The sequence below is a fragment of the Actinoplanes sp. NPDC000266 genome, assembly GCF_042899005.1.
In the GTDB taxonomy this organism is placed as follows: domain Bacteria; phylum Actinomycetota; class Actinomycetes; order Mycobacteriales; family Micromonosporaceae; genus Actinoplanes.
Genome location: NZ_JBIAZI010000003.1, coordinates 259,261 through 279,506, shown reverse-complemented (window position 1 = coordinate 279,506; position 20,246 = coordinate 259,261). Strand labels below are relative to the sequence as shown.

Genomic DNA, 20,246 nt, shown 5'->3' with positions numbered 1-20,246 from the left:
GTCAGGCCGAGTTGCCTCCGCCGCTGCTCGTCTCGTTGCTCGCCGTGCGGTGGAACCTGCGCGAGATCTTCCCCATGGCCGTCAGGCGGTTGAACTCCTCGTCCGAGTGCGCGAGTTCCCGGGCCAGGTCGTACGCGTCACGGCCGTGCCGGGATGCGACCGCGTCGGTGTCGGCGGCCAGATCGAGGATCGCCCCGAGTGCGGGCAGCCGGCCTCCCGATGGCAGGCGGCGCACCAGATCGACCACGATCGGGAACGTGTCCGCGTACCAGGCCTCCACCGCGGCGTCGATCTGCTCGTCGTCGGCGACGGCGAGATGGTACTGGAAACTCCGCACGAGCCGGACCACCTCATCGAGTTCCGTTCCGGTCAAGGCGCTGTCGACCATCCGTCTAGCCTCGGCCCTTCTCCCGACGATGAACAGGCTCTGAGCATGCGCCAGCGGATAGCTGTGCTCGGGGAGCAGCCGCTGCACGCGCTCGTGCCATGCCGTGCGCGTGGCCTCACTGTCCAGAGTCCTGTCGCCGAGGTTGACGAAGAGGCTCACCAGCGTGTCGGGCGCGCCCGTGGTGTGCAGGTAGTCGAGACCGGCGAAGCGCGAGAGCAGCGACGAGGGGAGGGTCAGGTAAAGGTCCATCAGATAGAGGAGGATCGTCTCCCGATCGGCGTCATCCAGATAGCGCCGAACCCGCTCCTCGGCCCGAGCGAAGTTGCCGGACGCCATGTCGAGTTTCGCGCGCACCAGGACACTGCGCCGGCCGACACTGCCGTCTTTCGAAAGCCACTCGCGCGCTTCCTCGAGATCGCCCAGGCTGATGTAGTCGTCCGCGATCGCCAGCATGTCGTCGCTTGATCGTTCGAGCCTCCACAGGCCGGCCAGCGATTTGATGCCGACGCCGTAGTTCAGGAGTCCGATCAGGCTGACGGCGGCGGCCGCCCACTGCTGCCGGAATATGTCCGGCAGCTTCTTCAGAGCGAACAGGTCGGCCGCGGCCGCCTGCATCGCCGCGGCATCGACGCCGACTCCGTGACTCGAGGCTCTGACGACCGACACGCAGACCAGCAACCCGATCGAGTCCAGGACGACCACCATCGGGAAGACGAAGCGGGGGTCGAGGCTCGAACGCTTCAGTCGTTCGGGAAGAGACCGCAGTGCGTACGAGAGTTGCCTGAGGACGATCGCAGCCAGGGCCACGGCGGCGGAGGCGAGGGTCAGCCAGTGCGGCGCCAGGCCGGCGAGGCTGATGACCAAGGTGACGGAACCGTAGGTCAGGGCGCAATAGGACATCGCCACGTCATCCGGCCAGAGCCGGATCCGGGCCCCCCATTCCCGGCCGCTCGGACGCCGGGAGAACTCCGCGAAGGTCTTCGTACGGATCGGCGCGGTGAGGGCGGTCGGCAGAATGAAGGCCAATCCCAGCACTCTGCCGACGAATCGGTTCCGCCGCCCGGCTTCTCTCTCGATCGCGTCGATCAACGGCTGCCGGGAGGGCGGCACAGAGCTCGGCCGCAACGCGGCGCGCAGGGCGGCGCCGCAGAACAGGGCGACGACGGCCAGGCACCACACCAGCAGAATCGTCGCTATCACATATCCGAAGCCGTGCACCCGCATTCCTCCCCGCGGCGGAGATCGGTCGCGGATCAGCCGATCGACCACGTCTATCACCGGAGGAGGGGGGATCGGCCGCTTCTGGCCTCGATCGGACACCTGAGGGTCAGCGCTTGCCCATCGCCACGCCGGGGGTGCGGCCGTATGCGGCGAAGAACCTGTCCCGGAACTCGTCCATTCGCCAGATCGGGGTGGTGTCGGTCGGGCGCAGGCCGTCGGTCCAGTTCCAGGAGGCTATGCGGTCCAGGACTGTCTTGTCCTTGGCGATCACTGTCACCGGGATGTCGTGGCTGGCGTTCTGGCCCGTGATGATGGACATGGGCTGGTGGTCGCCGAACATCACCAGGACCAGGTTGTCGCCGCCGTATTTCGTGGCCCACGAGATCAGGCTGTCCACCGAGTAGGCGACCGATTTCGCGTACTGGGCCTGGGTCTTCGCCGGGTCGCCCCACAAGGCTGAGCGGTCCTGGGCCGTGCCCTCCATCGACTTGTAGACCGAGCCGTCGCCGATCGTGTCCCAGTCGACCTTTGTGGGGATGTGCGTCCACGGCTCGTGGCTCGACGTCAGGGTGATCTCGGCCATCACCGGGCCCTGGGCCTTGCCGTAGACCTCCCTCTGGAAGGTGGCCAGCGTGTACTGGTCGGGCATGCGGGACCAGCCGAAGTCGGGGCCCTTGTAGCCCATGTTCCGCGAGTCGAGGACTTTGTCGTAGCCGTAGAAGCCGGCCTCCGGCCAGTCCTTCGTGTTGCCCGGCTCGATCCCGGCCGTTTCCCAGCCCGCTTCGTGGAAGGCGCGGGTCAGGGTCAGGCGGTCGCCGCTGACCATCTCGTCGTAGCGGCGCTGGCTGGTCACCCACAGGCCGGACTGGAACGAGCCGTGCGCCAGCCAGCTGCCGCCGCCGTACGTGGACGAGGTCAGCCAGCCGGTCCGCGCGTGGAAGCCGGCCGCCGTGAGCTGGGAGTCCGCGGCCGTCAGGGCGGGGGTGAGCACCGCGTTCATGGCCGGGTCGGTGAGCACGCTGTGGCCGTAGCTCTCGACCACCCCGATGACGACGTTCTTGCCGCGCAGGCCGGAGACGAGGTCGGCGGCCGGGACACCCGCGTACGCGTCGTGGCTGACCGCCGCGGCGAACTGGCGCTCGTCGCGGATGGTGGCCGGCACCTGACGGGCCAGGGTCTTGACCATGGCCGCGGCCGAGTCGGAGGCCACCGGGTTGTTCGGGTAGAGCGTGAGGCCGCTCAGCGCCAGGGCCAGCCAGACCGCGCTCAGGCCGATGAGGGTGCGGCGCACCGGCAGCTGATGGCGGCCGGCGACGCCCGCGAGCCGGACCGCCGACCACGTCAGGCCGGCCAGCAGGGCCACGGCGAGCAGGACGGCTCCGGCCACGGCCAGGTTGGCCACCGTCGAGCCGTCGGTCTCGGTCAGCGCGTTGTAGCCGTCGTGCAGCAGGGGCAGGTCGAGCACCGGGTCGAACTTGCGGCCCAGGACGGTCCGGAAACCCGCGTTGGCGATCTTCAGGATGACCAGGACGCCGATGCCCAGGCCCAGGAGAGCCGCCACCGGCCGGCGCCACCGCGGGGACACCGCCAGCACCACCGCGCCCGCGAAGATCAGCTCCATGGGCAGGCGGAGGAACGCTCCGGGCACGAACGCGCCGTCGGCCGGCCGGGCGATCGTGTCCGGCACCACCAGGGCCGCGATGATCAGGACCGCCGCGAGGATGGTGACCAGGGGGCCGAGCGCGCGGCGGATCTTTGTCAAAGGCACGACCAGCAGTACGGGACCGGGCCGCGCATGGTTCAGAACGGGAACTCGCGGCTTTCGTCCCGCAGGGTGATCCATTGAAGTTCGGTGAAGTCCTCGTCGGCGAAGCGCAGCCCGAACCGGCCCCACCCGGAGTCCTTGAGCCCGCCGAACGGCATCTGCGGCTCGTCGTTGACGGTCTGGTCGTTGATGTGCACGATCCCGACCTCGAGACGCCGGGCCAGGTCGAGGCTGCCGTACGTGTCGGCCGAGATGATCCCGGCCGTCAGCCCGTAGCTGGACGCGTTGGCCCGCCGCACCGCGTCGTCGGGGCCGTCCGCCGTCTCCAGCAGCGCCACCGGCCCGAACGTCTCCTCGAAGGCGATCTCCGCCGCGGCCGGAACGTCGGTCAGCACCGTCGGCGGATAGCAGGGCGGCGCCGCCTTTCCTCCGGTGAGGACCCGCGCGCCCATCGCCACCGCCTCATCCACCCGCCGTGCGACCAGCGACAAGGCCCATTCATTGATCAAAGGCCCGACCACCGTACGGGGATCACGGGGATCCCCGACCGCGAGCCCGGCCACCTTGTCCACGAATCTCGCGATGAAAGCGGGCGCGATCGGCTCTTCCACGATGATCCGCCGGACGCACATGCAAATCTCGCCCTGGTGGACGAAAGCCCCGTAGGCCGCCGCGTTGACGGCCAGATCCAATGAGGCGTCGGCCCGTACGATCAGGGCGTTGTGCCCGCTCAGCTGGAGCACCGGCCGTTTCAGGTGACGGGCCGCGAGCTCGGCCAGACGCCTGCCGGTGACCGTCGACCCGGTGAAGCTCACCCTCCGTACGAGCGGGTGGGTGACCAGCGCCGAAGCGATCTCCCCGGCGTCACCGGGCGCGTGGGTGACCACGTTGACCGCCCCCGGTGGCAGCCCGGCCGCCGCGAAGATCTCGGCCCACAGGATCCCGCCGGTGATCGGCGACTCCTCCGACGGCTTCAACACGACCGTGTTGCCCAGGGCCAGGGGACCGACGATGGCCCGGCCGGCCAGGCTCAGAGCCGCGTTCCAGGGGGCGATGGCCGCCACGACGCCGACCGGACGGCGTACGGCCAAAGCCCTTGACCCTGGAAGATCGGTGGGAAGGATCTGGCCGGTGGGCTGGTGGGCGAGCCCGGCCGCCTGCCGCAGCAGGGCCAGGCAGAAGTCGAGCTGCATCTGACCGAAGTAAGGCCCGCAGCCGGTCTCGGCGGCCAGCAGCGACAGCACCTCATCGGCGCGGCGGGCCAGCTCGTCGGCGGCCCGGATGAAGATCACCTGACGTGAGGTCGGCGGCAGGGCGGCCCATCCGGGAAAGGCGTCGTGGGCGGCCTGTACGGCCAGCCGCGCGTCGTCGCCGTCGCCGGACGAGACGGAGGCGAGCACGGATCGGGTCCAGGGGTCGTAGTCGGGGTGGCGCCGACCGCTCAGCGACCCGACGGCCGCGCCGCCGATGTGGTGTGACACCTCACGAGCCATAGGGATGCAGAGTGTAACCGACGGGCAACAACTGGAACGGCATCCGGTCGGCGGCCAGGCTCCACAGCCCGCGCGGCAGGAACAGCGCGAATCCGATCGCCACGGCGCCGAGCCCGATCAGGTACCAGGCCCCGTACTGCGCGAACCAGTCCTGGAGCAGGAAGAAGATGACAGCGCCGAGGATCGGGCCCTCGAACGTGCCGATCCCGCCGACCAGGACCATGAAGAGCAGGTACGCGCTCCACTGCACCCCGAAGATCGACTGGGGCTGGATGAAGAGCGTGCCGGCCAGCGTCAGCGCCCCGGCCGCGCCACATCCGAAGCCGGCCAGCACGAACAAGCCGAACTTCAACGGCCACGCCCGTACGCCGAGAGACGCCGCCGCTTCCTCGTCGTCCCGCACGGCCTGGATGGCCGCGCCGGTGCGCCGCCGCAGCACCACGAAGACCATGAGAAGCAGGACCAGGGCGAAGATCAAGGTCAGCCAGTACGTGTACGCCCGCCGCCAGTCCGGCGCGATCGTGTTGAGCCCGCGGAGCGAGACACCCGTACCACCGCCGAGGTCCTGATCGAGGGCGATGAGCAGGGCGAGCGCCTCGGCCACGACCCACGTGCCGACCGCGAACTGACCGCCGCGCAGGCGCAGCAGCAGCGGCGCCAGGATCACGGCGAGCACGGCCGAGACCAGGGAGGCGAGCACGACCGCGAGATAGGGGTGGATGTCCTTCTGGGCGAGGAACACCGTGGCGTACGCCCCGAAGCCGATGAAGGCCTGTTGCCCGACCGAGACCAGGCCGCCGTAGCCGGCCAGGACGTTCCACATGGCGGCCAGGATGATCAGCGTGCCGAGGGTGGTGAGCTGCTGGACCACGTCCGTGCGGAAGAGGAATGGGACCGCGAAGAGGGCGAGACCTCCGGCCACCAATATCAGTGAGGGAACCGGCGACGATCGCCTAACCTGCCAGCCGCTCACGGAAGAGCCCCCTTCCGCGTGGACCGGCCAGGACGATCAGGAAGACCAGGTGGCCGGCGAGGATCGAATATTGCGGGTCGACGGCCGCGCCGACGGTCTGGGCCACGCCGAGCACGATGCCGCCCCACAGGGTTCCCCAGATCGAGCCCAGGCCGCCGATCACCACCGCCTCGAAGGCGAAGATGAGCTGCGTCGGGCCGCTGGAAGCGTCGAAGACCGAGCGCATCCCGAGGAACACCCCGGCCAGGGTGGCGGTGGCGACGGCGATCGCGGTGGCCTTGGCGTAGACGGACCCGGCGGGCACGCCGACCAGCGCCGCCGTGTCCGGATCCTGCGCGGTGGCCCGCATCTCGCGGCCGAACTTCGTGCGCCTCAGCACCAGATGCAGCCCGCCGAGCACGAGCACGGCCGTGGCCAGCACGAGCAGGCCGAGCCAGGGGATCGTGAAGCGGCCGATCTGCCAGCTGCCGGTGGCCAGGGCGCCGGCCGCGCCGCCGAGCGAGCGCACATCGGGGGAGTACGCCTCCAGCAGCGCGTTCTGGATGACGATGGCCAGGCCGAACGTGGTCAGCAGCGGGGTGAGCGGGCCGGCGCGCAGGCTGCGGGCCAGTAACGTGCGGTGCAGCACGTAACCGAGGGCGAGCATGACCGGCAGCACGGGCAGTAGGGCCACGAACGGCCCGACCCCGGCCCGCACGCAGACCGACCACACCAGGAAGGCGCCGAGCACGGCCAGGTCGCCGTGGGCCAGGTTGATGATCCGCATGACGCCGAAGATCAGCGACAGCCCGCAGGCGAACAGGGCGTAGAGGCCACCCAGGAAGATCCCTTGGAGTACGGCGCCGGCCCAGCTCACGAGGGCCTCGCGAAGCCGAAGTAGGCGGTGACGACCTCGTCGCGGGTCAGCCCCTCGGTCGCCGCGTCGAGGACGATCCGCCCCTCCAGCAGGCAGATCACGCGGTCGGCGACCGCGAGGGCGCGCGCGAGATCCTGTTCGACGATGATGCGCGTCGTCCGTACCGCGGTCAACGAGGCGTACACCTCCTCGACCGCCTTGGGGGCCAGGCCGAGGGAGACCTCGTCGATCAGCAGGAGCCGGGGATTGGTCATCAGGGCGCGGGCGATGGCGGTGGCCTGCTGCTGGCCGCCGGAGAGGCGGGCGGCCGGCCGTCTTCTCAGCGGCCCCAGGGTGGGGAAGGCGGCGAGGACGGTTTCCAGGTTCCACGGGCCGGGGCGGGCCCGAGCCACCAGCAGGTTCTCCTCGACGGTGAGCTCGGGGAACAGCCTGCGGCCCTCGGGCACCAGCGCGATACCCCGGCGAACGCGTTCGTGGGCGTGCACCCCGGCGAGGTCCTCGCCGTCGTAGACGACGGTGCCGTCGGCCGGTGGGTGCGCACCCGCGATTGTCCGGAGAAGGGTGGTCTTTCCCGCGCCATTGGCGCCGATGAGGGCGACCGTGCTGCCACTCCGGACGTCGAACCCGGCGTTTCGGACGGCCGTCAAGAGGCCGTGCCGCGCGGTCAGGTCCCGGACTTCGAGCATCAGGCCGCCTTCCCGAGATAGGCGTCGATGACCTTCGCGTCGCCCAGCACCTCCCGCGGCGGGCCGTCGGCGATCACCCGGCCGGTGTCCATGCAGATCAGCCGGTCGACGACCTGGACCAGCACGTGGACGATGTGCTCGATCCAGACGATCGCGGTCCCGGCCGCCCGCACCTGCTTGACCGCGGTGACCAGCTCGGCCGCCTCGGCGTCGGTGAGGCCGGCGCCGATCTCGTCGAGCAGCACCACGCCGGGCTGGGTGGCCAGGCAGCGGGCGAGCTCGAGCCGTTTGCGGTGCAGCAGGCCGAGGCTCTCCGCGCGCCGGTCGGCCAGCGGCGTCAGGCCGCATTCCTCCAGGACCTCGACGCATCTTCCGTACGCCGTCCGGCGATCACCGCCGTAGCTGGCGGCCACCACCAGGTTTTCGAGGACGGTCATGCCGCCGAACGGCCTCGGTATCTGGAATGCTCGGCCGATGCCCAGGCGGCAGCGTTGATCGGGGCGTGTCCGGGTGATGTCGACGCCGTTGTGCGCGATCTGTCCCTCGGCCCGGATCGATCCGGCGAGGACGTTGAGCAGAGTGGTCTTGCCGGCGCCGTTCGGCCCGACGATGCCCACCGCCTCGCCTCGCGCAATCGCAAGATCGACATTGTCGAGGACCACGAGATCGCCGTAGCGCTTGGTGAGCCCGCGCCCCTCCAGCAGCGCCGTCACAGGGGATACCGCTGGAGCTTGGCCGCCGTCGGCACGTTCGGGTCGGACGAGTTCTCCACCAGCACGAACTCGACCTTGTAGCGGCTGTCCGTCGATGTGATCCACTGCCCGCCGAGGATCGGGGTCGCCACCACGTTGGCGTTCGGCCCGGATCCCCACTTGAGCCGCCCGACCGGCGTCTCCACTTCGAGGGACCCGATCGCCTTGGCCACGGCCGTCTTGTCCTTCGGGTCGGAGGCGGCGCTCAGCGCGGCCACGGCCACGTCGAACAACGCCAGGCTCGGCCCCAGCTGCTGGTTCCACTGCTTTCCGGCGCTGTTCTGATATCCGTCGGCCAGCGTCTTCCCGCCGATTCCGGTCAATGTCGAGGTGTACGGATATGAGGGCGCCCAATAGGCGCCACCGGCCACCCCGAGGCCGATGTCGCCGAGCGCCTCGATCTGCGACGGGAACAGCCCGGTCTTGGCCACCTGGCAGATCTTCGGCACGTATCCCTGCTGTGCCGCCTGCCGCCAGAACGTCGCGAAGTCGGGCGGGATCGGGAACGAGTTGAAGATCTCGCAGTTCTCCGCCTTGAACCGGGCGATCTGCGCCGAGAAATCGTTGGTGCCGTTCGTGTACGCGCCCGGGTCGACGATCGTGTAGCCCTCCTGCTTGAGCAGCGGGCCGAGCGACGCGCGGATGGCGTTGCCGTCGGAGTCGTTGGGCCACATGACGCCGACCTTCTTGTTGGTCGGCACCTGGGGCCACTCATGGGCGTACATCTGATGGAACTGCTCGACGCCGAAACAGAAGTGATAGGTGAACTTGTAGGCGTTCTTCTCGTCCGGTTTCGCGCCCCGGCCGAAATACCAGGCCTCCCACGGCACCACTGTGGACACGCAGGGCACGCCGGCCGCCTCGCACGCGTCGGAGACCGGGTTGACCGTCTCGGGCGTGCTGGTGGTGAGCATGAGATCGACCCGGTCACCGTTGATGAGGTCGTTGGCGACCTGCGCGGCGCGCTGCGGATTCGACTGGCTGTCGCGGTCGAGGATCTGCACCGGGAACTGCTTGATGCCTTTGCCCAAGGCCTTCTTCGCGAGATCGAGGACGTACGCGTCGGGCTCGCCGAACCCGGCGGCCGCGCCGGTCCGCGGGCTCACGAAACCGATCTTCAGAACGTCGGTGGTCTCGGTGGAATCGTCGCTTCCCAAGCCGCCGCACGCGGCCAGCAAGGGTACGGAAACGCCTAGCCCGGTTGCTTTGAGGAGGTCGCGCCTTTCCATGGATGCCTCCCGGCAGGTCTGGTGCCCACGGAAGGTAGGAGTGGTTTGCGACACACGTCAATCGAATGTTCGAATAGGTGGAACGCCGCTCGAAGGAGTGCTCGAGTGAATCCCTCCACCTCGCAGTCGCTCGAACGCGGCCTGCGGATCCTGACCGAGTTCGCCGAGAACGGCCCGGTGCTCGGCATCGCCGACCTGGCCCGGGCGGTCGACCTCAACCGCAGCACCACCCACCGCTACGTGGCGACCCTGGCCGGGCTGGGCTTCCTGCAGCAGGATCCGGACACCCGCAAATATTCGCTCGGGCCGCGCGTGGTCGACCTGGGCTTCGCCGCGATCAGCTCGATGGAGATCACCGGGGTGGCCGCGGGATATCTGCAGGGCCTGTCGGACGAGACCGGGTGCGCGGCCAGCATGGCCGTGCTCGACGGGGCCGACATCGTCTACGTCGAGCGGCGCCGCAGCCGGCGGCAGACCGGGGTGCACGTCGACCTGAACCTGCACGTCGGGTCGCGCCTGCCGGCGTACTGCACCTCGATGGGAAAGGTCCTGCTGGCCTATCGGGAGCCGGCGGCGCTGCGGCCGCTGCTCGACCGGATGGACCTGGCCCGCCGCGGGCCGAAGACGATCACGGTGCGGGAGCAGCTGGTCGGCGCGCTGGCCGCCGTGCGCCGCGGCGGCATCGCGGTCAACGACGAGGAGCTGGCGCCCGGCCTGCGCTCGATCGCGGCCCCGATCCGCGACCGTTCGGGCCATGTGGTGGCCGCGATCAACATCGCGGTCCACCTGACGACCTGGACCGCCTCGGTCGACTCGGTGATCGCCCGGCTGTCCGGCCCGCTCCTGCGGACGGCGGCCGACATCTCGCACCAACTCGGGTACCGCCACGATTCGAATATCTGAAACACCGTGTTGATTGCTCGGAAACACTGTGCCTAGGGTCGGGCCCATGGTGCTTTTGAGCGAGGACCGCTGGCACGACGTGCTCCACATCGACGGGGCCTGGCGGGCCGGCAGCGGCCCGTCGATGGACGTGGTGGAGCCGGCCACCGGAGGCACCCTGGCCCGGATCAACCTGGCCACCCCCGGCGACGTGCTCGCCGCCGCCCGCTCGGCCGCCGCCGCCCAGGTGTCGTGGGCGGCGGCCCCGCACACCGAGCGGGCGGCGGTGCTGCGCCGCGCGGCCCAGCTGTGGGCCCAGCACGCCGAGGAGATCTCCTGGTGGAACGTGCGCGAGGTCGGCGCCGTCCCCGGCATGGCCGGCTTCGCCGTGCACACGGCCGAGCAGGAGTGCTGGGAGGCGGCGTCGCTGCCCGGGCGCCCGTACGGCGAGCTGATCCCCAGCGGCGAGCCGCGCCTGTCGATGACCCGCCGCTACCCCGTGGGCGTGGTCAGCGTCATCTCCCCGTTCAACGTCCCGATCATCCTGGGCATCCGGTCGGTCGCCCCGGCCCTGGCGCTGGGCAACGCCGTACTGCTGAAACCCGATCCCCGAACGGCCGTGACCGGAGGTCTGGTCCTGGCCCGGATCTTCCAGGAGGCGGGCCTGCCCGACGGCCTGCTCCAGGTGCTGCCCGGCGGCCGTGAGGTCGGCGAGGCGGTGGTGACGGCCCCCGAGGTCTCGGTCATCTCGTTCACCGGCTCCACGACGGCCGGCCGCCAGGTGGGCGCGCTGGCCGGCCAGCACCTGAAGCGGGCCCACCTGGAGCTGGGTGGCAACTCGGCGCTGGTGGTCCTGGAGGACGCGGACGTCGACGCGGCGGTGAACCTGGCCGCCTGGGGCAGCTGGTTCCACCAGGGCCAGATCTGCATGACGACGGGCCGGCACCTGGTGCACGAGCGCCTGTACGACGACTTCGTGGAACGCCTGGCCGACAAGGCGGCGAAACTCCCGGTCGGCGACCCGGCCCGGGAGCAGGTGGCCCTGGGCCCGGTGATCGACGCCGGCCAGCGCGACAAAATCCACTCCCTGGTCACGTCGAGCACGGGCGACGGCGTCCGCGTGGCCGCGGGTGGCGAATACGACCGCTTGTTCTACCGCCCGACGGTCATCGCAGGGGTGACGCCATCGACGCCGGCCTTCGCCGAGGAGATCTTCGGCCCGGTGGCCCCCGTGGCCCGTTTCGGCAGCCTGGACGAGGCGGTGGCCCTGGCCACGACCTCGGAGTACGGCCTGTCCCTAGGCATCGTGACCCGCGACGCCATGCGCGGCGTGGAACTGGCCGACCGCATCCCGACCGGCATAGCCCACATCAACGACCAGACGGTCAACGACGAGGCGAACGCCCCCTTCGGCGGCACCGGCGCCTCGGGCACAGGTTCACGCTTCGGCGGGGCCGCGGCCAACATCGAGGCCTTCACCGACACCCGCTGGGTCACGGTCCGCAGCCAGCCGGCCAGCTTCCCGTTCTGACAACTGAACTACCTCGTCGCCAGCAGGATGATGACCACGGATTGCAGGAGCACCACGGCGAGCAGGACGACAATGAGGACCGGCACGCCTTTTCGCCGCGATCCCCTGGCGCTCTCGGAAAGGAACTCCCTCTCGTACGGGGTGAGCTCATCCTCCCGCGCGTGGCTCTGTGCCGTCGCCAGCGCCGCGCCAGTCAGCAACTGGTCCGTGCGGCGTGTACGGAACCACACCCAGGCCGCCTGTTGCCATGGTTCCAGGGTGGACCGGCGCCAGACCTCGTTGTCCTCGAGGATCGGCCGAATCAGCTGGTCATGACTGAGTTCGTACCAGAGGGCACCCGCCCGCACCTCATCGCGGATCAGATAGGCATCGTTCAGCCACCTCGCCACCTCCCCGCCGGGTCCGGTCATGGTCTGGGTGCGGACGCCATGCGAGGTGATGAGCTGCGTCTCCAGCCAATCCCGGATCGGCCGGACCCCGGCATCCGTGCGCCGCCCGATCTCCGTGACCGTGTCCGCGTAGTAGGTCCGGAGCGCCTCGGCGACATCGGCCCGGCGGGCGATGTCGTCCAGCCCGATCGAGGTGAACTCGTCGCCCTTGACGCGGCTGACGGATCGCCAGATCTGCCGGCAGACCACCTGGAGCTGGAACGGCTCGACATGGCGGGCGGTGGTGAGCCGGTCGACGAGTTCGTCCGCGGCGTCGTCGGCGAAGACGGCGCCGTGCTGAGCCGCCGGTTTCTGGATCGCCGCCCTGGCCCCCGCCCGGGTCAGCGAGTCCAGGCGATATGTGTTCCGCAGGCCGTCGGGGAAGTGATGGGCATAGGGCTGGAGGCCCCCCAGATACTCCTCCCGGAGCGCGATCAGGGTCCACACCAGCTCGTCGCCGAGCAGCACGCCCAGCTCGTCGAAGAAGGCCGCCTGCCCGGCCCCGTCGGCCGGGTCAGCCGTGAATATCTCCTCGAACTGGTCGAACACCAGCACCGGGAACTCGGTCTCGGCGTCGTGGCCCGCCTTCACCGCCTCGGCGAGCGTCATCGACCCGGGCTGTGGCGCCTCGTCGCCGAGCAGGTCGGCGATGACACTGGCGACATACCGGTTGTGCCCCTCCGGTCCGGCGTGCGGCCGGCCCAGGCGTAGCGAGCCGGTCGGCGCGAAGCGTTTCTCGCCGAATCCCTCCCAGCGCAGCAGCGGAACGACGCCCGCCCGAATCAGCGAGCTTTTTCCCGCGCCGGAGGGCGAATGCAGGAGCATGACGCGTTCGGCGATGAGCAGATCGCTCAATTCGTGTGCCGCCCGATCGCGCCCGAACAGCGTTTCCCCGGCGCGGAAGGGACGAGGTCCGACATACGGGTTGTCTCTCACGGCCGTTGCTCCAGCCGCCGGCGCAACTCTCGGCAGAAGGTCCGCGGATCGCCCCAATACAGGCTGACGTTGTCCTCGCCGTATTGGTAGCCGAGATATTCCTGTGCCGCCTCCGGCTCGATCGTCTCCATCGACGGGCTCTCCTGCACCGCGAAATGGGCGTTCTGCCGGAGCAGGGAGGATCCGCCGAGCTCGGTGATCGCCCGGAACACCTGACGGAACCAGCGGCCGCCGAGGTCGAATCCGAGGATCATCAGGGAGTTCGCGGCGAGGGCCTTGAGCACCGCCGTCGGCATGCTCTTGCGCCGGGATGCCCAGGCGCTGAGCCACTCGAGGTAGTCGTCCTCCGTGAGGACCACGGACTCCGGGTCGTCGAGATGGCCGTGCAGATGAAAGACGAGTGGCGCGTCCACGGTCGGCCTCGCCTGCTCCGGCGGGCCGGCGGCGGCGCTGTTCCAGGAGAAGACGCCGGTGACCGGTGTACGGCCGGCGTCGCGCAGCGCGTCCTCGAGGAGGCTGGTCCACGACGTCGTCACGTAGACGGCGGCCCGCATGCCGGCCAGCACGCTGTGCGGCTCGTCGGGGTCCGCGGCCCGCATGTGGCGGCCGGCCTCCGAGATCGCGCCGTTCGGATTCGGGTCGCCGGGCGGACTCCAGCCGCGCTCCGTGAGGCCGAGCCCGAGCTGGGTCAGGAACTCGCGGACGGCGGCGGCCCGGCTCCGGGCGACGCGAACGTATTGTGCGGCCTCGGGCAGGTTGCCGCGGCCGGCGCGGGTGAGCGGGATGCGCCGGTTCCGGGTCCATCGGGCGGCGATCTCCGCCAGCGACCCGACGATCGGTGCGGACAGGTCGGCACCGATCAGGGGAGTGAGCCGGCCGCTCATCGTCATCACCTTCACGGAGTTCCACACGGCGTTGCTCTGCAGGGCGAACGACGGCGCGAAGTACGCCCGCCCCGACCGGAGACGGGAGAACAGGACGGGCGCCCACCACTGGGCGTGGCCGCTGATGGCCTGCCGGGCGTCGGTCATCGACCGGTCGATGACGCCGTGCCGTGCGAACGACGAGAAGAACGTCCCGAGGAACGTCGACATCGTCTGCGCCGGCACGGCCGCTTGCAGCGCGACGACCCCGGCGACGCCCGTCGTGGACAGCAGCCGGCCGGCGGACAGCGTGACGCCGGGGAGCAGAACCACCAGGGTCGGCGGCTGCGCCGACTCGGCTATCAGGTCGGCGAGAAACCGGGCGTCGATGACGTCGGCCGGCCGGTCCGGCTTCTCGCTCGGGCAGATCAGAAAGAGTACGTCGACGCCCGGTCTCAGCGCGTTGACGACGGCCGAGGGGGAGGCGGCGCCGGGCAGCAACTCGTCCACCGCGAATCCGGTCAACGCGGCGCGGGCGCGGCGCAACTCGCCGTCGACGTCGATGCCGCCCGGTGAGGCGGCGACGATCAGCGCGCGCGGGTGGCGCCGGGTGGTGAGCCGGGCCGGCTCCGCGCGCTGGTCGTCCACGTACCGCGAGAGGAACATGGTGGGCTCGGTCGCGATCGGCCGCCGGCTGTGCGGATCACGGAGGGTTTCCCAGCGAATCGACTGGAACGCGGCCGGCCCGGTGATGCTGAGCCGCACATGCAGGTCCAGGCCCGCGCTCTCGGCCTTGGCCCGGGCCAGGGCATAGAACGGCTTTGCCTCGCCGTGGTCGAGAAAGGTCCTGGTCAGCAATTCGCCGTACGCTCGTTCGTCCTCCGTCGCCGTCGCCGGCTCGCCGAGAGCGAATGCCAGCGGTCCGACGGCCGGGAGCGAGTCGGCCAGGCCGGCCGAGGGGGCTTCGAAGAACATGGCGAGGTAGGCCGCGCCTTCGATCGCCTCCCACCGCACAGCGATCTCCAGATAGGCGTCGTGCCTCGCCGGGGCCGCCTCGCCGGCGAGCGGGCCGGAAGCCTCCTCGACAACCCGCGGCGTGATCACCGGATCGTCGAGCTCGCTTTCCACGGCCTGCCGGACCCGGAAGCTCTCGTCGGCCCGCATCTCTTCGAGCGCCTGCCGGGCGGCCAGGGCCTGGCCCGGGTTGTCGCCGCCGAGGATGGCGCCGAGCGCGGCCACCGCGCCCAGCCGCATCTCGGCGACCGGCCAGGTCATCACCATCTGGATCTCGCGCGGCAGCAGCGTGGGCTGCGGTGGACGGACACTCCGCGCGATGATCATCTCACCTCGCACGCCCTGCTCCGACTTGGTCGGTGTCTGACCGGGCATGGCTTCCCGGACGTGCTCGAAGAGATAGTCGTACAGGTCGCCGACCGAGATCTGGCCGTCGCCGTCGCCGTCGGCCTCGCCGGTCTCGAGGCCGCGGACGAGGCAGGTGGTGAACACCGAGTTCCGGGAGGCGTCCAGGGTCAGCTCGTCGCCCTCCCAGGCGTATTCCATGGCGTCCGACGCGGTGATGACGGCGAGGCCGTGACCGCCGAAACTCTCCTTCACGTGAGCGCTCGGGTCGGCGCGGGCGGCCAGGCCCCGGGCGAAGGCGCCGCTGTAGCAGCAGTCCAGGAGCAGTATCTTGCGCTTGGAGCGACTCAGATCGATCTGCTCGTTGACGAAGACCGATGAGATGCCGGTGGCCGCGAGTCGCCGCATCTTCGTGTCCCGGGCCGCGAAGTGCAGGCGGCCGTTGTCGTCCTTGATGCCGTGACACGAGAAGTACAGCACCAGCAGATCGTCTTTCCGGCGATCGCTGAAGAATCCTTCGATCTCCTGGTTGATCTCGTAGGCGCCCCGGTTGAGCAGCGTCCGCACCTGGTAGTCGCCGATCTCGGGATCGCCGAGCACGCGCGCGAGGGCCTCGGCGTCGTGCGTGGGCGCGCGCAGCCGGCCGAGCTTCGCATCCTCATACTCGTCGCATGCGACGATGAGAGCCGCTCTCAAGGTCATCACCGGGCTCAGCGGCGGTCAGGCCAAGGGGGCGAAGCCGAGGCCGGCCAGGACTTGGGCGATCGTTTTGAAGGCCTTCGAGACGTCACCGCAGCCGAAGCCGTTCGCCGCCGCGCTCGTGCAGATCGTCGTGTTCCAGCGGGCTACGAAGGTGGCGGTCCGGCGTTGCTGAGCCGGTGTGAGGTCGAGGTTCGGCGCGCCAATGAAGTCGTTGTAGCGGTTGATCGTTCGCAGGATCGTCGGCTTTCCCTGGCGCATGGAGGCGATCTGGGCATACAGCCGATCGAACTGGGAACGGGAGTCGGCGGCGGAGCGGGCCGCGCACTTCTCGAGGCGGACCCGGAACTGGTCGAGCTCGGCGAGGAGGCCCGGCACCGTGAGGTTGTTGTGCTGCGAGAGGTTTTCGGCCATCTCGGGCGGGGCGTCGTTCGTCCCGCACGCCGGTGGGCACATCAGGGCGGTCATCAGCACGGCCAGGCACGGGCCCCGATGTTCTTCGCTGATCCGAACCATGACGGAACCTCCAGGTCAGAACCCCCGCCGCCCAACAGACTAGCCGTCGTGGCGGGTCTCGAGAGTCGGGCTCCTGACCGAAGGCCCCGCGGGGCGGACCAGGCCCGCGTCGTAGGCGGCGATCACCAGCTGGGCGCGGTCGCGAGCCGCCAGTTTGGACAGCAGATGGGTGATGTGGGTCTTCACGGTCTTGACCGAGATGACCAGGGACTCGGCGATCTCGTCGTTGGACCGGCCGGCGCCGATGAGGGCCAGCACGTCTATCTCGCGGGTGGTCAGGCCGCTCAGCCGGCCGTCGCGGGCCGGCCTCGGCGCCTCCAGGTAGTGCGCTACCAGGCGGGTCAGGATGGCCGGGGCGAACAGGGACTCGCCCTGATGCGTACGGCGAATCGCCGTCAGAAGATCCTCCGGGCGGGCGTCCTTGAGCAGGAAGCCGGACGCGCCGGCGCGCAGCGCCTCGTGCACGTACTCGTCGAGCTCGAACATGCTCAGGACGACCACGCGGGTGCGGCCGAGGACCGGGTCGGCGCAGATCCGCCTGGTCGCCTCGAGCCCGTCGAGGCGTGGCATGCGCACGTCCATCAGGATGACGTCCGGCCGTACGCCCCGGGCCTGCGCCACCGCGTCGGCGCCGTCGGCGGCCTGCGCCACCACGGTGAGGTCCGGCTCCCCGTCGATGATCATGGCTAGGCTCTGGCGCAGCAGCGGCTGGTCGTCGGCCAGCATGACGCGGACGGTCACGGCGTCTCGTCGGGGACGCGGGCGGTCAGCCGGAAGCCGCCGTCGACCGGGCCGGCGCGCAGCGTGCCGCCCAGCGCGGTGATGCGCTCGCGCAGCCCGAGCAGGCCGTGCCCGGCGCCGGGGGCGGCCTGCCACCCGGCCGGGCCAGGGCCGCTGTCGGCGACGGTGACCGTGACGGCCGTGCCGTCGCGATGGACGCCGACCCGGACGTCGGTGGGGCCGGCATGCCGGGCGGCGTTGCTCAGTCCCTCCCGCACGGCCCGGCAGACCGCGAGCTGGACGCCGGGGGAGACCGGGCCGAGGTCGCCGGTGGTGAGCTCCGGCCGGAGGCCCATCACGGTCGCCGCCCGTACGATTCCGGGAAGGTCTTGGAGGGTTTCCGCAGGCGTCCGGGGTTCCCCGCTGGACGGTTCGCGAAGCACCGTGAGCATGCGGCGCAGCTCGGCCGTGGCGGTGCGGCTCGCCTCCTCGATGCCGGTGAGCGCGGCCTCGACGTCCGCGGGATCGCCCGCGTGCCGGGTGGCGGCGGCCCGCACCGTGATGAGGCCCAGTCCGTGCGAGACGACGTCGTGCAGGTCGCCGGCGATACGCAGGCGCTCGGCCAGCACCGCCTCCGAGGCGGCCCAGGCGGTCAGCCGCGCCTCGTAATCGGCCCGGTCGGCCCGCCACCGGCGGATCGCCCACAGCGCCGTCGCGAGCGACGCGCCGACGAGGACCGGCGGGACGACGGTGGCGGCGGCGCCTCCCGAGCCGGTCGTGACCATCGCCATGGCGGCCACCGCGGCGACCACCGCGAGCACCCGCAGGGCCCGGGAACGCCGCACCGGGCGGTGGTCTGCGCTCATGGAAGGCCACTGTAGTTCTCAGACCTGGGTCGTAGGCCGCGCGCGACGGTTGCGAGCCTGGTCCGATGTGCGCGGTCCGGCCACGGGCTTGACTGACGCCTATGATCACCATCGACCGGGTCGGCAAGACCAAGGGGCGCAGGACGATCCTGCGCGACGTGAGCTTCGAGGCGAGACCGGGGCGGGTCACCGGGTTCCTCGGGCCGAACGGCGCCGGCAAGACCTCGACGATCCGCATCCTGCTCGGCCTCGACCGGCCCGGCGCCGGGCGCGCTTTGGTGGACGGCCGGCCGTATGCCCGGATCTCCCGTCCCTTGACCGTCGTCGGCGCCCTTCTGGACGGCAGTGGGGCCCACCGGGCCCGGTCGGCGCGGGCCCATCTGCGCTGGGTCGCGGCGAGCAACGGCATCGGCCGCCGCCGCGTGGACGAGGTCCTCGAGATCGTCGGCCTGACCGGTGACGCGCCGCGGCGGGCCGGCCGGTTCTCGCTCGGCATGAGCCGGCGGCTGGGCCTGGCCGCGGCGCTGCTCGGCGACCCGCCCGTGCTGGTGCTGGACGAACCGGTGAACGGCCTGGACCCCGGCGGCATCCGCTGGATGCGCTCGTTCCTGCGCGACAGCGCCGCCCAGGGGCGTACGGTGCTGCTCTCCAGCCACCTGATGGGCGAGCTCGCCGAGACCGCCGACGACGTCGTGGTGATCGACAAGGGCGCCGTCGTCGCTCAGGGCACACTCGCCGGGGTCACCGGCGGGCACGCGACGCTGGAGGACGCGTTCTTCGCGCTCACCGGTGCGGAGCGGTCATGGTGACCGTGGAGATGCGCAAGCTGCTCGGCCTGCCGACGGCCTGGGCCGGCCTGATCCTGGGCACGCTCGCGGCCCCGGCGCTCGTGCTGGTCAACGCGCCGGCGATGCGCCGGGCGATCGCCGAGGGGCGGGACGTGACCGATCTGGGCTATCAGAACCTGGGCATCGGCCTGCTCGGCGCGATGATCCTCGGGGTGGTGATCGTGAGCAGCGAATACACGCGGACCGGCGACACCCCGGGCGCCCGGCAGCTGACCACGACCCTGACGGCGCAGCCCCGCCGGATGCGCCTGCTCGCGGCCAAAGGCGTGGCGCTGACGCTGGTGACGGCGGTGCAGGGAGCGCTCACGGCGACGATGACGGTCGCGCTGACCCGCGCGGTGCACGGCACCTCCGTGGCGCCGTGGTCGGTGGGGCGGATCGCCGGGGCGGTGCTCTACTGGATGCTGCTCGGGCTGATGGCCTACGCGATCACGCTGGCCACCCGCAACGGCGTCATCACCCTGACCCTGCTGATCATGAACGCCTCGGTGGTCTCGGTGTCGTACCTCCTGACCAAGGTGACCAGCCTCGCGAGGTACCTGCCCGACATCGTCGGCGCCCACATGTTCCTGCGCGGCGGCCCGGACGAGCGCGTCGCGCCGGTGACCGCCGCTCTGATCATGACGGCGTGGGTGGCCGCGATGCTGGCCGGCGCGGCGGTGCTCTTCCACCGGAGGGACGCGTGACCGCCGTACACGCCGAGATCCGCAAGCTGCTGACCCTGCCACCGCTGCTGTTCACGGCCGCCCTGACCGCCGGGGCGGCGCTGCTGCCGGAGCCGGCGCCGTACAGCCAGGTGGGTTTCCTGCTGTTCGGCGTCCTGGCGGCCACACACGAGTTCCAGGGCCAACTCGGCGCGAGCCTGCTGGCCGTTCCCCGCCGCGCGCGGCTGGCCGCGGCGAAGGTGGCGGCGCTGGTCGCCGTGGCCGGGCCGCTCACGCTGCTCACGCCGCCCGCATCGGCCTACCTGCTCGCCACGACGCTGACGGCGGCGGGAGTCGGCCTGCTGCTGAGAAGTACGCTGCCGAGCGTCGCCGTGACGTTGACGGCGTACCTGATGGTGGGCCCTCTGCTGCGCGCTCGTTTCCCGGCCAGCGCACCTTGGCTGCCGGACACCGCCCTGCTGCAGCCGGCGGAGGGCGCGGCCGCCACCGCGGCGTGCACGATCGCGGTTCTCGCCGCCGCCACCACGGCCCTCATCCACCGAGACGCGGCATGACCGCCGGGGGCGGTCG

The 20,246-nt window shown here is 70.7% G+C and carries 17 protein-coding genes and 1 pseudogene; 5 read left to right on the top strand and 13 right to left on the bottom strand.

Translation table 11 applies throughout. The features are described 5' to 3' along the window. Position 1: 1 nt before the first annotated feature. The 8 genes and pseudogenes from ACFY36_RS12855 to ACFY36_RS12820 all read right to left on the bottom strand — a co-directional run bounded on the left by ACFY36_RS12855 (position 2) and on the right by ACFY36_RS12820 (position 9,363). A complete protein-coding gene (locus tag ACFY36_RS12855; RefSeq protein WP_499746109.1) occupies positions 2–1,606 on the bottom strand; it encodes a hypothetical protein in 1,605 nt (534 codons plus the stop codon). A 109-nt stretch (positions 1,607–1,715) separates the two neighbouring features. Further along, positions 1,716–3,377, bottom strand: a complete 1,662-nt coding sequence (locus tag ACFY36_RS12850; RefSeq protein WP_499746108.1) for an alkaline phosphatase family protein — start codon at positions 3,375–3,377, stop codon at positions 1,716–1,718. A gap of 32 nt (positions 3,378–3,409) precedes the next feature. Continuing rightward, complete coding sequence (locus ACFY36_RS12845) at positions 3,410–4,867, bottom strand: aldehyde dehydrogenase family protein (RefSeq protein WP_499746107.1); 1,458 nt, start codon at positions 4,865–4,867, stop codon at positions 3,410–3,412. Further along, positions 4,857–5,789: a branched-chain amino acid ABC transporter permease gene (locus tag ACFY36_RS12840; protein WP_499746106.1), complete on the bottom strand. Its 933-nt coding sequence runs from the start codon at positions 5,787–5,789 to the stop codon at positions 4,857–4,859. The genes ACFY36_RS12845 and ACFY36_RS12840 overlap by 11 nt, the downstream gene beginning before the upstream one ends. Positions 5,790–5,820: 31 nt before the next feature. Further along, on the bottom strand, positions 5,821–6,696 hold the full coding sequence (locus tag ACFY36_RS12835; protein WP_499746105.1) for a branched-chain amino acid ABC transporter permease: 876 nt from the start codon (positions 6,694–6,696) through the stop codon (positions 5,821–5,823). Further along, positions 6,693–7,346 (bottom strand): annotated as a pseudogene (locus tag ACFY36_RS12830) (ABC transporter ATP-binding protein); the annotation flags it as partial. The pseudogene ACFY36_RS12830 and the gene ACFY36_RS12835, both read right to left, overlap by 4 nt. A gap of 35 nt (positions 7,347–7,381) precedes the next feature. Further along, positions 7,382–8,095: an ABC transporter ATP-binding protein gene (locus tag ACFY36_RS12825; RefSeq protein ID WP_499746104.1), complete on the bottom strand. Its 714-nt coding sequence runs from the start codon at positions 8,093–8,095 to the stop codon at positions 7,382–7,384. Then, a complete protein-coding gene (locus ACFY36_RS12820) occupies positions 8,092–9,363 on the bottom strand; it encodes an ABC transporter substrate-binding protein (protein ID WP_499746103.1) in 1,272 nt (423 codons plus the stop codon). Before ACFY36_RS12820 ends, ACFY36_RS12825 begins: the two co-directional genes overlap by 4 nt. A gap of 105 nt (positions 9,364–9,468) precedes the next feature. Here ACFY36_RS12820 and ACFY36_RS12815 point away from each other — a divergent pair, with 105 nt between their 5' ends. Both ACFY36_RS12815 and ACFY36_RS12810 read left to right on the top strand, forming a co-directional pair. Beyond that, positions 9,469–10,266, top strand: a complete 798-nt coding sequence (locus ACFY36_RS12815; protein ID WP_499746102.1) for an IclR family transcriptional regulator — start codon at positions 9,469–9,471, stop codon at positions 10,264–10,266. Between the two features lie 46 nt (positions 10,267–10,312). After that, positions 10,313–11,776, top strand: a complete 1,464-nt coding sequence (locus ACFY36_RS12810) for an aldehyde dehydrogenase family protein (protein WP_499746101.1) — start codon at positions 10,313–10,315, stop codon at positions 11,774–11,776. Between the two features lie 8 nt (positions 11,777–11,784). On the opposite strand, the gene ACFY36_RS12805 is transcribed toward ACFY36_RS12810, so the two are convergent. From ACFY36_RS12805 to ACFY36_RS12785, 5 genes are read right to left on the bottom strand one after another with little or no spacing between them, the layout of a single operon-like run. Next, positions 11,785–13,140, bottom strand: a complete 1,356-nt coding sequence (locus ACFY36_RS12805; RefSeq protein WP_499746100.1) for an nSTAND1 domain-containing NTPase — start codon at positions 13,138–13,140, stop codon at positions 11,785–11,787. Then, positions 13,137–16,058 carry a caspase, EACC1-associated type gene (locus ACFY36_RS12800; protein ID WP_499746099.1) on the bottom strand — a complete coding sequence of 974 codons (2,922 nt, stop codon included), beginning with the start codon at positions 16,056–16,058 and terminating at the stop codon, positions 13,137–13,139. The genes ACFY36_RS12805 and ACFY36_RS12800 overlap by 4 nt, the downstream gene beginning before the upstream one ends. A gap of 24 nt (positions 16,059–16,082) precedes the next feature. Then, a complete protein-coding gene (locus tag ACFY36_RS12795; RefSeq protein WP_499746098.1) occupies positions 16,083–16,577 on the bottom strand; it encodes a hypothetical protein in 495 nt (164 codons plus the stop codon). A gap of 39 nt (positions 16,578–16,616) precedes the next feature. Beyond that, the gene (locus tag ACFY36_RS12790; protein ID WP_499746802.1) at positions 16,617–17,303 is read right to left on the bottom strand and encodes a response regulator; all 687 of its coding nucleotides are present in this window, start codon (positions 17,301–17,303) and stop codon (positions 16,617–16,619) included. An 11-nt stretch (positions 17,304–17,314) separates the two neighbouring features. Continuing rightward, positions 17,315–18,163 carry a sensor histidine kinase gene (locus ACFY36_RS12785; RefSeq protein ID WP_499746097.1) on the bottom strand — a complete coding sequence of 283 codons (849 nt, stop codon included), beginning with the start codon at positions 18,161–18,163 and terminating at the stop codon, positions 17,315–17,317. Between the two features lie 101 nt (positions 18,164–18,264). On the opposite strand from ACFY36_RS12785, the gene ACFY36_RS12780 reads away from it, so the two are divergent. From ACFY36_RS12780 to ACFY36_RS12770, 3 genes are read left to right on the top strand one after another with little or no spacing between them, the layout of a single operon-like run. Continuing rightward, a complete protein-coding gene (locus ACFY36_RS12780; RefSeq protein WP_499746096.1) occupies positions 18,265–18,972 on the top strand; it encodes an ABC transporter ATP-binding protein in 708 nt (235 codons plus the stop codon). Beyond that, entirely contained in the window at positions 18,966–19,697 is a 732-nt protein-coding gene (locus ACFY36_RS12775; RefSeq protein WP_499746095.1) for a hypothetical protein, read from the top strand. The genes ACFY36_RS12780 and ACFY36_RS12775 overlap by 7 nt, the downstream gene beginning before the upstream one ends. Beyond that, positions 19,694–20,230, top strand: coding sequence for a hypothetical protein (locus tag ACFY36_RS12770; protein ID WP_499746094.1), 537 nt, complete (start codon positions 19,694–19,696; stop codon positions 20,228–20,230). The genes ACFY36_RS12775 and ACFY36_RS12770 overlap by 4 nt, the downstream gene beginning before the upstream one ends. Positions 20,231–20,246 lie beyond the last annotated feature (16 nt).

Bases quoted from the DNA above. Each gene is read 5' to 3' on its own strand.
- ACFY36_RS12845 (WP_499746107.1), bottom strand. From the start codon at position 4,867: ATGGCTCGTGAGGTGTCACACCACATCGGCGGCGCGGCCGTCGGGTCG.
- ACFY36_RS12820 (WP_499746103.1), bottom strand. From the start codon at position 9,363: ATGGAAAGGCGCGACCTCCTCAAAGCAACCGGGCTAGGCGTTTCCGTA.
- ACFY36_RS12810 (WP_499746101.1), top strand. From the start codon at position 10,313: ATGGTGCTTTTGAGCGAGGACCGCTGGCACGACGTGCTCCACATCGAC.
- ACFY36_RS12795 (WP_499746098.1), bottom strand. From the start codon at position 16,577: ATGGTTCGGATCAGCGAAGAACATCGGGGCCCGTGCCTGGCCGTGCTG.
- ACFY36_RS12790 (WP_499746802.1), bottom strand. From the start codon at position 17,303: ATGCTGGCCGACGACCAGCCGCTGCTGCGCCAGAGCCTAGCCATGATC.
- ACFY36_RS12785 (WP_499746097.1), bottom strand. From the start codon at position 18,163: ATGAGCGCAGACCACCGCCCGGTGCGGCGTTCCCGGGCCCTGCGGGTG.
- ACFY36_RS12780 (WP_499746096.1), top strand. From the start codon at position 18,265: ATGATCACCATCGACCGGGTCGGCAAGACCAAGGGGCGCAGGACGATC.
- ACFY36_RS12775 (WP_499746095.1), top strand. From the start codon at position 18,966: ATGGTGACCGTGGAGATGCGCAAGCTGCTCGGCCTGCCGACGGCCTGG.